The 13,481-nt window shown below is 41.5% G+C and carries 12 protein-coding genes; 4 read left to right on the top strand and 8 right to left on the bottom strand.

Annotation, left to right across the window (positions count from 1 at the left end):
- A partial coding sequence (locus VB732_RS17975; protein WP_323232264.1) for a PQQ-dependent sugar dehydrogenase occupies window positions 1–2,093 on the top strand: 2,093 nt, incomplete at its 5' end.
- A gap of 372 nt (window positions 2,094–2,465) precedes the next feature.
- Here the strand turns inward: VB732_RS17975 and VB732_RS17970 are convergent.
- The 4 genes from VB732_RS17970 to VB732_RS17955 all read right to left on the bottom strand — a co-directional run bounded on the left by VB732_RS17970 (window position 2,466) and on the right by VB732_RS17955 (window position 6,799).
- Window positions 2,466–4,016, bottom strand: coding sequence for a mercuric reductase (locus VB732_RS17970; protein ID WP_323232263.1), 1,551 nt, complete (start codon window positions 4,014–4,016; stop codon window positions 2,466–2,468).
- 271 nt (window positions 4,017–4,287) lie between these two features.
- A complete protein-coding gene (locus tag VB732_RS17965; protein WP_323232262.1) occupies window positions 4,288–5,061 on the bottom strand; it encodes a TVP38/TMEM64 family protein in 774 nt (257 codons plus the stop codon).
- Window positions 5,030–5,788: a TVP38/TMEM64 family protein gene (locus tag VB732_RS17960; RefSeq protein WP_323232261.1), complete on the bottom strand. Its 759-nt coding sequence runs from the start codon at window positions 5,786–5,788 to the stop codon at window positions 5,030–5,032. Before VB732_RS17960 ends, VB732_RS17965 begins: the two co-directional genes overlap by 32 nt.
- 300 nt (window positions 5,789–6,088) lie before the next feature.
- Complete coding sequence (locus VB732_RS17955) at window positions 6,089–6,799, bottom strand: TIGR04283 family arsenosugar biosynthesis glycosyltransferase (protein ID WP_323232260.1); 711 nt, start codon at window positions 6,797–6,799, stop codon at window positions 6,089–6,091.
- A 49-nt stretch (window positions 6,800–6,848) separates the two neighbouring features.
- Here VB732_RS17955 and VB732_RS17950 point away from each other — a divergent pair, with 49 nt between their 5' ends.
- Window positions 6,849–7,424 carry a Uma2 family endonuclease gene (locus VB732_RS17950; RefSeq protein ID WP_323232269.1) on the top strand — a complete coding sequence of 192 codons (576 nt, stop codon included), beginning with the start codon at window positions 6,849–6,851 and terminating at the stop codon, window positions 7,422–7,424.
- 7 nt (window positions 7,425–7,431) lie between these two features.
- Here the strand turns inward: VB732_RS17950 and VB732_RS17945 are convergent, their stop codons facing one another.
- The 3 genes from VB732_RS17945 to VB732_RS17935 all read right to left on the bottom strand — a co-directional run bounded on the left by VB732_RS17945 (window position 7,432) and on the right by VB732_RS17935 (window position 9,137).
- The gene (locus VB732_RS17945) at window positions 7,432–8,022 is read right to left on the bottom strand and encodes a Uma2 family endonuclease (RefSeq protein ID WP_323232259.1); all 591 of its coding nucleotides are present in this window, start codon (window positions 8,020–8,022) and stop codon (window positions 7,432–7,434) included.
- 67 nt (window positions 8,023–8,089) lie between these two features.
- The gene (locus tag VB732_RS17940; protein WP_323232258.1) at window positions 8,090–8,677 is read right to left on the bottom strand and encodes a DUF2808 domain-containing protein; all 588 of its coding nucleotides are present in this window, start codon (window positions 8,675–8,677) and stop codon (window positions 8,090–8,092) included.
- Window positions 8,678–8,699: 22 nt separating this feature from the next.
- Window positions 8,700–9,137 (bottom strand): DoxX family protein, encoded by a 438-nt coding sequence (locus tag VB732_RS17935; RefSeq protein WP_323232257.1) that lies wholly within the window; start codon window positions 9,135–9,137, stop codon window positions 8,700–8,702.
- A gap of 588 nt (window positions 9,138–9,725) precedes the next feature.
- Between VB732_RS17935 and VB732_RS17930 the strand changes: the two genes are divergently transcribed.
- Complete coding sequence (locus tag VB732_RS17930; protein ID WP_323232256.1) at window positions 9,726–10,556, top strand: lectin ESA-2; 831 nt, start codon at window positions 9,726–9,728, stop codon at window positions 10,554–10,556.
- 152 nt (window positions 10,557–10,708) lie between these two features.
- On the opposite strand, the gene VB732_RS17925 is transcribed toward VB732_RS17930, so the two are convergent.
- Window positions 10,709–11,107, bottom strand: a complete 399-nt coding sequence (locus VB732_RS17925) for a Spx/MgsR family RNA polymerase-binding regulatory protein (RefSeq protein WP_323232255.1) — start codon at window positions 11,105–11,107, stop codon at window positions 10,709–10,711.
- Window positions 11,108–11,286: 179 nt separating this feature from the next.
- Between VB732_RS17925 and VB732_RS17920 the strand changes: the two genes are divergently transcribed.
- Entirely contained in the window at window positions 11,287–13,458 is a 2,172-nt protein-coding gene (locus VB732_RS17920; protein ID WP_323232268.1) for a DEAD/DEAH box helicase, read from the top strand.
- The last annotated feature ends 23 nt before the right edge of the window (window positions 13,459–13,481 follow it).

Here is a 13,481-nt window from a genome sequence, read left to right as displayed (position 1 = left end):
AAGCAAAGCAAATCATTCCCCAGTCTCAACTTTATTCACCAGAAATTGAAGCCAGTATTACCTTGGGTTCATTTGCCACAACTGTAAATGAAGGTGTTGGTAGTATAAGCGTCACTTTGCTAAAAAGTGGTGATTTAAGTGGCACATCGACAATTAAGTATGCGACCATAGCTGGTACTGCTACAGCAGGGAGTGACTATGGAAGTGAAGGCCGTGAATCCGCCGGAACAGTTACTTTTGCACCAGGAGAAAGCAGCAAGCAGGTATCTATTTTGATCAATGACGATTCTTTAGGAGAAACAGATGAAACCTTTAGTTTTGTCATCGATCAGGCACAAGGGGCAACACTGGGACTGCAAAGAACTCTGGAAATTACGATTCAAGATAACGATCGCTCTGGTCTCACTTTCACTCGGCCAGCAGTTAATGAGGATAACGGTACTGCTACAGTCACAGTTACACGGGGTAACAGTACAGGGGCTGCGAGCGTGGACTACGCAACCGTGGATGGAACTGCTAAGGCGGGATCTGACTACCAGACTGTATCTGAAACCTTAGCCTTTGCAGCCGGACAAACCAGCAAGAGCATTGTTATCCCCATTATTAATGACAACGTAGGGGAGGAAAATGAAACATTTACTTTGAAGTTCAGTAACGCAGTAGGAGTAGAACTAAATACTCAACAGACAACTATCACTATTTACGATAACGACTCTGGTAAGTTTACTCTAGATACAGTAGCTTCTGGTTTGACTGAACCCACAGCTTTTGACACGACATCTGACGGTAACACCATGTTCGTTGCTCAGAAAAATGGGGTAGTGCGAGTCTTGAACAACGATACCTTATTAGCAACACCATTTATCGATATTTCTGCACAGGTAAACGATACCCGCGATCGCGGTTTATTAGGCATTGCCGTACATCCAGATTTTGGTAAACCCAACGGTAACAACTACGTTTACCTTTTGTATACCTACGATCCACCAGAGACCGATCCAAACAATCCTAAGAACAATCCTAATACCATATTGGACAATCGCGATCAGTCGGGCAATAGAACTGCACGGCTAACTCGCGTGACAGCCGATCCCAACACTAATTACACTACTGCTATTGCTGGTAGCGAATTTGTGCTACTAGGTACTAATGGCACTTGGGATAATATCAACCGCCCAGATAGTAATAGCACAAATGTCACACTTGGCTATGCACCATCAGGAATTATCAACAAAGATACTGGTAAGCGGTTTACTAGCTTACAAGATTATGTCGATAATCTCGATAAAGTCCAAAATATCGAGAATTATATAGCTAATGATAGTGAAGCTCACTCAGTTGGTGCTGTGCGCTTTGGTACTGATGGTACTCTGTTTGTGAGTTTAGGAGATGGCACTTCCTACAATGGAATAGATCCGCGAGCAGTGCGCGTCCAGGATCTCAATAATCTGTCCGGTAAGATTCTGCATATTGATGCCATTACTGGTCAAGGGTTATCAAGTAATCCTTTCTATAATGGCGATCCCGATAGCAATATTTCCAAAGTCTATAATTACGGTCTGCGTAACGCTTTCCGCTTCACAATTGATCAGGAAACCAATACCCCTGTTATCGGTGATGTTGGCTTCAATCGTTATGAAGAGGTGAATATCGGAAAACCAGGAGCGAACTTTGGCTGGCCATTCTATGAAGGTGGTCTTGATAGCGAAGGGAACATCGTCAATCTCCAACAACCACTATACTCTTCCCTAGATGCAGCGCAAGACTTTTATAATAGTGGCAAAACTGTTACAGCACCAGTTTACACTTACAAGAATGATGGGTCTAATTCGATTACGATGGGTGACTTTTACACAGGTAGTACTTTCCCTTCAATCTATGAAGGTGCTTTATTTGTTGGTGATTTCAGCGAAGGAACTATCGATGCTTTGAAATTCGATAGTAACTATACACTTATCTCTGTCAATCGCTTTGCTTCCGAAGAAGACACACCTAATCTAGGAGTGCCTGTACAAATAACCACTGGAGAGGATGGTAATCTGTACTACGCAGACTTGACAGGAGGCGCAATTAAACGTTTCCGACCTGTTTAGAGATCATGTGACATAACAGTTATTACTTATCGAATAGAATTCAGGAGTCAGAATTCAGCAATGTTTTCTGTGTGAGTGGCGGATGGATAACCAGGTTTAAGACCCCCTTCAAGACGCTCGCGGACTCGCTAACGCTACGCAATCCTGCGCCTGTCTGAATCCCCGACTGATTGATTCTGACTTCTGAATTCTTCTTCATCAGTGAACAGTTGTCTGATATCATGTTCGGTTAAATAATTGTCATTGCGTACCGCCCTTGGCGTTCCCGCAGGGTACGAAGTGAAGCAATCGCAAAGGTTTGGGATTGCCGCGCAACGCTTGCAATGACATAAGTATTAGGTCGAACATGATATGACTGTTCACTGATTTTGGTCAAGATAACTTTGTTAGAAATCCCAACAATTTTTTGGTATTGGATGTCAAGAGTGTGCGGCGATAAGCATCAGCCGCTTTTTTAATAGCCTCGGCTTGAGTGGGATAAGGATGAATTACACTACTCAACTTACTCAAACCGAGCTTATTCACTATTGCCGTGGTCACTTCTGAAATCATCTCACCTGCGTGGCTGGCGACAATAGTTGCACCGATAATTTCATCAGACCCCTTTTTATGATGGATTTTGAGAAAACCTGATTCTTCACCATCTGCGATCGCTCGGTCTACACTACTAAAAGGTATTTTGATTGTCGTCACCTCAATACCCAATTTCTGCGCCTCGTGTTCGTACATCCCTACGTGGGCAATTTCGGGATCAGTATAAGTTACCCAAGGCATCACCAGACTACTGAGTTTCGAGCGTCCTATGCCAAAGGGAGAAAACAGCGTATTTTTAATTACAATCCGCGCCGCAGCATCAGCAGCATGGGTAAATTTCCAGTTCATGCAGATATCGCCAGCCGCATAAATTTTGGGATTGGTCGTCTGGAGGTAATCATTTACCTTCACACCTTGGCGTAAGTCGTATTCTACACCCACTGATTCTAAATTTAAACCTTCCACATTTGGCGATCGCCCCGCACCGATTAAAATTTCATCTACTGTCACCGAATCTCGATGACCATTAGAAGAAAAGTAAAGCCGTTTCCCTTCAGTCACAGTTACTACTTCTTCTAATTTGGAATTCAACACTACGCGAATTCCTTCTCTAATCAAAACCTTTTGCAGAATTTCAGCAGCCTCAGCGTCTTCTTTATTCAGAAGATGCGAACCGCTATGAAAAAGTATCACCTCAGAACCCAAGCGCCGGAAAGCTTGTGCCAATTCGCAACCAATGGGGCCGCCACCAATCACCGCTAAACGTTCCGGTCGTTGAATTAGGGAAAAAACCGTCTCATTCGTTAGATAACCCGCCTTTTCAATTCCCGGAATCGACAGTTGTGCGGCTCTCGCGCCTGTCGCAATTACAGCTTTTTTAAACCGCAGGGTTTTACCGCCAACTTCCACAGTATTTTTACTCGCAAATCGACCGCTACCCAAAAAGACATCGACACCCAACTTTTGAAACCGCTCCGCCGAGTCGTTAGGACTGATATCAGCCCTGATTCGCCGCATCCTTGCCATGACTTTGGGAAAATCAACATCTATATTATGTTGGGAAATATTAACTCCCAAGGCTTTAGCATCCCAGATTTCGCCAACTACACGGGCAGACCTAATAATAGTTTTAGACGGTACACAACCAACATTTAAGCAATCTCCACCCATGAGATGCTTTTCAACTATCGCCACTTTTAAACCCAAATCTAGGCCCGCAGCCCCCGCCGCCACCACTAATCCCGCCGTACCAGCCCCAATTACTACCAAATCGTAAACATCTGCGGGTTGAGGATTAACCCAATTTGGCGGATGGACATAAGATACCAACTTTTGATTATACTCATCCGTTGGGCGAACTGTGACTCTCTCTAAATCTGAATTAGTCATTGGTGAAACCTCTTTTAAAAGTTGAAAATACTAAAGTTAACTACCTTTGGGAGAGATTGAAAATTAAGAATCCTGATAAATTTAGGCGGCTCAGTCTCTTGTTTTTTATGTTTGTTTAATAATAAATACAGCTTTTGAATTGTTTTGTCCGTTTGGGAATTGACAGATACAATTAAAGTTTTCCTGTATAACCTTTCAACAATGGAGAATTTACAGCAATTTGCTGTTGAATAAACCACAGTAAAGTAGCATAAGGGATACCTGTGCTATCCTACAATTCTTCTTCTAAAGCTTTGCGTGCAATCCGGGTTATATAAACTGTAACGGCTACTGTTGCAATCAAACCTAAAATCCGAATTGCCCATTGTAAAGTCGGGTTAGTAGGTTGAGCTTCAGTACCAATCATGGCAAGATTACCTGCAAGGGAACCAATATAAACGTACATAATGGTTCCGGGAATCATCCCTATAGAGCCGATGAAATAATCTTTCAGTGAAACTCCCGTGATGCCAAAGGCATAATTGAGCAAATTAAAAGGAAATATTGGGGATAGTCGCGTTAACAGGACAATTTTTAATCCTTCTTTACCAACTGCTTGGTCAATGGCGGCAAATTTTTTGTTATTTGCGATTTTACCAGCAACCCAGCCCCTTGCTAAATAACGTCCCACGAGGAAGGCAGCAGTAGCGCCAAGGGTTGCACCGATAAACACGTAGAGAGAACCCCAAACTGCGCCAAAAATTACACCTGCTCCCAAGGTGAGAATAGAACCGGGGAAAAAAGCGACGGTGGCGATAATGTAAAGTGCAATAAAAGCTATAGCTCCCGACGCACCCAAGCTATTAATCCACTGTAAGGCTTCGCGTAAAATAGCTTGGGGATTGAAATAATTGGGATTTACAGATTCTTGTGCAAAAGCCGATTCTGTATTTAATGAAAAGGCGCTCAATGATATCAGTAATATTAATGCGCCTAAACTCAAAAACTTTTGCAAATTCCTGAAATTAATACTTTTAAATATCTGGATGATTGTTAGTTTCATCATGGATTATTATTTTTTCTATTACCACACTTTGAGCTAATGCTTTTTGAGCAATTTTTGTGATGTAAACAGTCACAGCAACCGTAGCAATTAACCCAACCACTTGCATTATCCATTGCCAGGCTTGAGTTTCTGAAGTAGTTGGTTGATGAGATGTATTAATCATGGCAAGATTCCCAGCTAAAGAACCAATATAAACGTACATTACAGTACCGGGAATAATGCCAAAGGAACCTAATATATAGTCTTTCAGAGAAACTTGTGTTACTCCAAAAGCATAATTTAATAAATTGAAAGGAAAAATGGGGGAGAGACGAGTTAAAAAGACAATTTTCCATCCCTCTTTAGCAACTGCTAAATCAATGGCTTTAAATTTAGGATGTTTGTCTATTTGTCGAGAAACCCAATCTCGTGAAAGGTAGCGTCCAATGATAAAAGCCAAGGTTGCTCCGACTATTGCAGCAATTAGCACATATATTGACCCCCAAAATACTCCAAACAGACAACCACCTTTTAGAGTTAGGAGAGAACCCGGTATAAATAGTAATGTTGCCAAGTTGTAAATGACTATGTAGGCAATAGGCCCTAAAACTCCAAGACTCTCAACCCAAATGATTGAGGTTTGTAAAAGTCCCTGAAAGTTAAATTGTTTAGCGACAATTATGAGAGTGATAATTAGGCAACTTAAGAGTAGTAGTTTGAGTTTGGGATTTAATAAACGCTTCTTCATTTTTATAAGTTTGACCTTCTGAGGCTCGACGTTGACCTTCTGAGGCTCAATGTTGACCTTCTGAGGCTCGATGTTGACCTTCTGAGGCTCAATGTTGACCTTCTGAGGCTCAATGTTGACCTTCTGAGGCTCGATGTTGACCTTCTGAGGCTCGAAGTTGACCTTCTGAGGCTCGATGTTGATCTTCTGAGGCTCGATGTTGACCTTCTGAGGCTCAATGTTGACCTTTTGAGGCTCAAGTTTGAAACCTACACCTTAAATTTACTGCTCCTAAGATATAGTACCCAGATGAGAAACAGCTTAAATTCTCTTAAATTTTTCTCGGCGATACCAGCAACGAATTCGCTCAGGTGAAACGCCGAGTAAATAAGCAATAATTATTAATTGATTAAGTAGCGTGGTTTTGAATACTCCCTTTTGCAACCATCTACGCGCTGAAGTAAGAACAGGTGTAGGGATAATTACAATGCGTCCGATGCCTTTTAATCGGTGCATGAGTTCAAAGTCTTCCATGATAGGCAATTCAGGAAAACCACCAATTTGCTGAAATACTGTTTTTGTTAAAAAAATTGCTTGGTCGCCGTAGGGCATTTGGCAAAACTGCGATCGCAAATTTACACCCAACTCCACCCATCGTAAACTTAAAAGTGACGCATCAATCCGCAACTTAAAAGCACCAGCAACAATTCCAGACTGTTGTAGCGCTGTGCGAACCATCTCATCAAACCCAATCGGTAAACGTGTATCTGCATGGAGAAACAGCAGAATCTCACCGCTAGCCGCTACAGCACCCGCGTTCATTTGCACAGCACGACCGGGAGATGATGAAATAACTTTGACACCTAAAGACTGAGCGATCGCTACAGTATCATCTTGAGAGCCACCATCTACCACAATTACTTCTATATTTGTACTGGGTTGAGTAGTTGCAATTGCCTCTTTAATATTCTTTGCTTCATTAAGAGTCGGAATAATAATCGAAATTCTAGCTGCGTCAATATTCTGACTCATGATTGCTTACAATTTAGCTAAAGTTGATGTCATCCTCAAGATAACCCCCATGACAGCTATCACAATCAACTTGAATCCCATCATCCAACTCACCGACAACCAATTTTATCAACTCTGTCGGGAAAACCCAGAAGTTAAATTTGAACGCAATGCAGAGGGAAAACTACTAATAATGCCACCCACAGGCGGAGAGACTGGAAATCGTAACTCAGAAATTTCGGCAGATTTTGTGATTTGGAATCGCCAAACTCAACTAGGAATTTGCTTTGATTCTTCCACCTGCTTTAAATTTCCCAATGGTGCAAACCGTTCTCCTGATGTCGCTTGGATAAAAAAAGAGAGATGGAATGCACTCACACCCGAAGAACAAGAAAAGTTTCCGCCCATTGCTCCAGATTTTGTCTTAGAGTTAATGTCACCAAGCGATAGTTTGCGAGAAACGCAAGCCAAAATGCAGGAATATATCGATAACGGAGTTAAATTAGGCTGGTTAATTAATCCGAAAATACGTCAGGTAGAAATCTATCGTATTGGTAAACCAGTAGAAATATTAGCATCTCCTCAAGAATTATCAGGAGAGGACATCTTACCAGGATTTATTTTAAATTTGCAGATATTCTGGTGATAAAAATTTATTGATTTCGGATAGCCTGCTCAAATTGAACAACAGCGTCGTATTGGTCAGGCATGGCGACATAATTCAGCAGCAAAGCTGGATCTAAATCTGGAAAAAACACACTCCGGTCTACTTGTTCATACTCGCCCTGTTCGCTAAGACGGAATATTTCGATAGAGTTAGATTTCCAAAACCAGACTTCAGGCACTTTTTTAGGTTTGTATAACTCCTTCCTGTTAATGGTTCCACTGGTGACAATAATTTCAATTACAATGTCAGGAACTTCTTTTTCTGTGCCAATGCTGTAAGATTCATCTGGCGTACCAGAAGCATAGCCAGGTTCTTCCAAAGTGAAACCACCACGTCTGTAAAACCGGATGCCTAACTTTTTCATGTAAGCTTCTAGTAGCAAGCCAACAGTACTTTTCACTTTCTCATGTTTATCTCCAATTGGAGACATAATTTCTAAAATTCCTGACAAATAAGATAGTCTGACATTGCGGTTTTCCTGAAGTTGTGTTTCGATACCTTTAAATTGCTCCCAAGAAACATCCTTGAGAGTTACCAGTTTTTCTTCTGTGGGCTGTTCTACTAGTGGGATGCTCATAAAAACACTTTCCTTATCCGCTCACTAATTTTACTATTTACCAAATGTTTGCAAGCGATCGCGCTACCTATGGAAACCACCAGTGACTTCTATTACTGTAAAACTGAAATCGTCCAAAGCCGAGAAATTGCCCGTGGGATTTCTCACCCACCGGGAATGCTGTTACACCTAGTAAGTAGACACCAGAAAAGCTGGGATTACTCACAGGACGGAGGGCGATTGTCACTGTTTGTCCGGGAGTTACAGGCGGTTCAAAATTTACAGTAACGGTTCGTGTCTTGCGTTCTGCTGTGACTGCACCTAGTGTTAGCCGAGATTCTTTGCGTAGGCGTAGCCCGCCGTAGGCATCGCGCTTTCCGACAAAGGCGCGGGTATCATTAAGATGATAGCGGATGTTTTCTGATCCTTCCCTTTGTGCGATCGTTACCTTCTGAAGAGATTCTCCAGCATTTTCCGGCAGGTTGATAGTGAAATAGTAAGTTCCACCCCAAACATTCACATCTTTATAAGTAGTCGTTGCACTCACAAGTTTCGGTGGTTGGACAAAGTAGACTGTACCATCTCTAAGCTGCACCGCTTGAGTTACCGGAAGCGTTACTCCCCCAATACCGATTGCTAACGAAAGGGTTATCCCAAATAAAGTTGCAATACGCATAATTCAAATATAAAAAACCCACTCATTTCAATTTTAATTCTTTGGGAATGAGTGATTTGGGAATGATAGAAGCTTGTTTTTCCCAATCAGAAGATTTCGTGTACCACCAAGCCCAAGCAATTAAAACTGCTTGCAAGGGAAGCCTGACTACGTGTACCCAAGGTGAATTTGGTATATGTTCAATCTTAATCAGATTAACCGCCATATTAATATTGGCAGGATAAACAGCAATAAAAAGAGCAAGAAGTCCCCAAGCAGCAGCTTGACTTACAGGCGGGACTAATAACCCAATACCACCCAAAATTTCATAAAAACCACTGAGATAAACTAATCCTAAAGGGTAGGGTAGTTGCGGCGGCACGATTTTGACATATTCTCCTGGAACAACAAAATGTGTCACTCCCACCACAATGATGGATATGGCAAGGATGACACGTAATGTTTCCTTATGCTTATTCATGGTTTTTGCCTCTTTATATACTTGCTCTATTACTTCAGTTTGACTGACGGATGTTAATCTGCATTGAGTCAATAGGAGTAAAAATCGACAAAATTTTTCAAAGTACTTACAAAAGCGATCGCAACCCCTAAATATAACTGATGCTCCGGGCTTATTAACTTATGTCACGGCTAGCTTAATGAAGCAAAACAACCTTTTTATCAAAAATCTTCTTAACTACGCTTGCAATTTTAACTACTATCGTACTAGTATAACTACGACAGCCCAAAACAGTAATATTTGCTGCTTCACAGTACTTTTGCCAAAATACCCTAGACAAGCGCTTGCTTGACTACTCGCAGAACATAGAATCTGCACTCAGAGATACACGACAGTTAAAACTACTTCTACAAAACCATACAGAACAGAATTTTCTTGACTGAATTTTTTGTTACATGGAAAAGAGAGGTATTTATTATGTAGGTTTGTTCTATGTCAAGCCTCGTAATTTGGCGAAAGTATTGTTAATTGTGGGTAATTTTTTCCGAAATCAAATTGGATTGCTATAGATTCACTTTGACTAAACAATCAAAACTTTGGAGGAAAACAATGACAGCTACAACAACCACTAATGCTAATAATCTATACAATGTACAAAATCAGTGGGGTGGTGCCTCTGCTCCGTGGAATCCTGGTGGAGTATGGGTAATTGGAGCTAGAGCAGATCAGCGCATTGTCGAACTTAAAGTTTCATCAAGTGACAACGGCAAGACACTGAATGGAACCACAACTTATGCTGGTGAAGGCCCCATCGGTTTTAAAGGTACTTTAACTGGAAGCGACACCTACAACGTAGAAAACCAGTGGGGAGGGTCATCTGCTGCGTGGAATCCTGGTGGGACTTGGGTACTTGGCGCTCGGGGAAATCAAAATGTTGTTGCGATCGATGTTACATCGAGCGACGGCGGTAAAACCCTGACTGGAACTATCACTTATGCTGGTGAAGGCCCCATCGGTTTTAAGAGTGCTGCTGCTGATGGCCGTGTCTATAATGTGGAAAATCAATGGGGAGGCTCATCTGCTCCGTGGAATCCCGGCGGGGCTTGGGTACTTGGCTCTCGGGCAAATCAAAATGTTGTTGCGATCGATATTACATCAAACGACGACGGTAAAACCCTGACTGGAACTATCACATACTCTGGTGAAGGCCCCATCGGCTTTAAAGGTAACATTGTCGCCGGCAACAACTACACAGTAGAAAACCAGTGGGGTGGTAATACAGCGCCGTGGAATCCTGGTGGAACTTGGATAATCGGTGGTCGTACAGGACAGAATGTAGTGGCGCTCAACGTCACATCTAGCGATGGCGGAAAGACCCTAACTGGAACCACAACATATTCTGGTGAAGGCCCTATCGGCTTCCGATCGAACCAAATCTAAAAAGGCGATCGCGCTATATCGGTTCTCGGTTAAGTAGGTACTGAACCCCACTGTCAACCCCCTGCCCACGAAACAGTGGGCAGGGGGTTATGATGTACTTGTATGATTAGAAAACGCTATAATAACGCCAAATAATATAGTTTCCCCTAGTTTTAACTATGGGGTAACTCAGCACGGGCTTTACTCAGCACGCCTGAAGCTAAATCTAATTTTTCTCGAACTATTCCCTCATCTCTAAAGCCAACCAACACAGCTGTTCCATCTTTGACGAAAAGTGGACGTTTGAGCAGCATTGCATCGTAAGTGAATGCATCAACCCACCGTTCATCAGCCCAAGTCTTCTTTTCATCTCCTAAAGCGCGGTAGGATTGACCGGATGTGTTTCGCATGGGAGCAAAACCCAAAGACTTTACCCAGTTTTGAATCATCTCACGAGTTGGTGGATTATCTTTGGTGTTGATAAATTCATGGTCAATGTTGTTGTGTTGAAGCCACGTCAAAGCTTTTTTACAAGTGCTGCAATTGGGAATTCCGTAGACTTGAATAGACATAAAATAATTAAGCAACAATCTCCATATATGACATAGTAGGTGGAACTTCTGCCATCAATGCTCTTGTCGTTGAATCTCTACGGCAGAAATTTAAGAGTAGCGATCGCTAATTTCAAGCATGAAATTCGTTGATCCATGATTCGGGAGTTATGAAATACCAAGGAGTAGCTATAAAAAATATGAGCGATGCCTTTAGCCGACTTGCACCATTCATCCAAGAATATATTTATCATCACCAGTGGACTGAATTACGACCAGTCCAAATTGCCGCTTGTCAAGTTATATTTGACACCGATGCTCATTTGCTAGTTACTGCTGCAACTGCTGCGGGTAAAACAGAAGCAGCTTTTCTGCCAATTTTGACTTTATTACATGCTAACCCTGCTGCAACTATAGGGGCATTATATATTAGCCCAATTAAAGCTTTAATTAACGATCAATTTGAGCGTCTCAACGACTTACTTAAAGAAGCAGATATTCCAGTTTGGCATTGGCACGGTGATGTTTCTCAAAGTCGAAAAAACAAACTTTTAAAGAATCCTCAAGGTATTCTCCAAATTACACCAGAATCTCTAGAAAGTTTGTTAATCAACAAAAATAACGACCTCCTCCGCTTATTTGGTGATTTAAGATTTGTCATCATTGATGAGATTCACGCCTTCATGGGTTCAGAACGTGGTTGTCAAATTATTTGCCAATTACAACGTTTAGCAAAGTTGACGCAAAAGCAACCGCGCCGTATTGGTTTGTCGGCAACTCTTGGTGATTACTCACTAGCTGAAGATTGGCTGCGTTCAGGGACAGATAAGCCAGTCATTACACCTCAAACTGATGGGATAAAACGCCAAATTAAACTAGCTGTAGAACACTTTTATATTAATGATGAAGTAGATGAATCAGAGGCGACAGATTATGAACAATATATTTTCAACCTCAGCAAATCTCGTAAATGCCTAATATTTGCTAATAATCGCACCCGCACTGAATCTGTAATAGCATCTTTGCGACAAATTGCCACAGAACAAGGACTACCAGATATATATCATGTGCATCATGGGAGTATATCTGCTAGCTTGCGCCAAACTGCTGAAGATGCGATGCGTGAACCCAACAAGCCAGCAGTTACCGCCGCTACTCTAACTTTAGAATTAGGTATAGATATCGGTTATTTAGAGCGAGTTATTCAGTTAGAATCACCCTTGTCTGTAGCTAGTTTTTTACAGCGTTTAGGACGTAGTGGTAGAAGAGGTGAAGCTGCCGATATGCGCTTTATATGTGCTGAAGGTAAACCATTATCAGAAGCTTCTCTCCCAGAGCAAATACCCTGGCAATTGTTGCAGTCTATCGCTATTATTCAACTTTATTTGGAGGAGCAATGGATTGAACCAATCAGACCGATTAAATATCCTTTGAGTTTGCTTTATCACCAGACAATGAGTATCTTAACAGCAACAGGAGAACTTTCACCTAATGCCTTAGCTAAACAAATTTTTAGTCTGCCGCCCTTTGCTGCTATTTCCAAAGAAGATTTCCAATTATTACTTCGCTATTTAATTGATATTGGTCATATTCAGCATACTGAGCAAGGTAAATTAATCCTGGGTTTAATAGGAGAAAAAATTGTAAGAAAATTTCAGTTTTATGCTGTTTTTGCTGAACAGCAAGAATATATTGTTAAGCAAGGTGCAACGCAAATTGGCAGTATCGTCACGCCCCCTGCTGTTGGTAATCAGTTTGCTTTAGCTGGGAGAACTTGGGAAGTCGTAGAAGTTGACTTTAAAAAAAAGTCTATTTTTGTTAAACAAGCCGAGGGTAAATCTAGTATTTATTGGCGTGGTAGCGGTGGTAGTATTCACACCAAAGTTTTGCAACGAATGCAACAGGTTCTATATGAAAATATCGAGTATAGCTACTTGCAAAAAAATGCTCTGCAACGTTTACGTCAAGTTCGCCAATTAGTACAGCAGGTTGGATTAGATAAACAAAATATCGTACAATTAGAAAAAGGTAAATGCTGCATTTTTCCCTGGATGGGTACGGTTGCTTACCGCACCCTAGAAAGATTACTCAATTCCTACTGCCGAGAATCATTGGAAATTACAAGTATCGGCGGATTAAATCCTTACTATTTCACAATAAAATTAGGCAAAGATAAATTTAAATATCTTTATCCTGAAATTGCTTCATTGTGTGAGCAAAGAATTAGCTCAGAAGGTTTACTAAGTAATTCAGAAGCACCGGAAATTCAAAAATACGATCAATTTATTCCTCATCCACTTTTACGAAAAGCTTTTGCTAGCGATTATTTAGATATGAAAGAACTCAAGCAGCAAGTGGCGCTGTGGAGATAATAAACAATAGTAGAGTCACACAT

The sequence above is a fragment of the Nostoc sp. UHCC 0252 genome (genome assembly GCF_034931145.1).
Classification (GTDB): domain Bacteria; phylum Cyanobacteriota; class Cyanobacteriia; order Cyanobacteriales; family Nostocaceae; genus Nostoc.
Note: the sequence above shows the minus strand (reverse complement) of the source record. Positions and strands in the feature narration are given on the sequence as shown.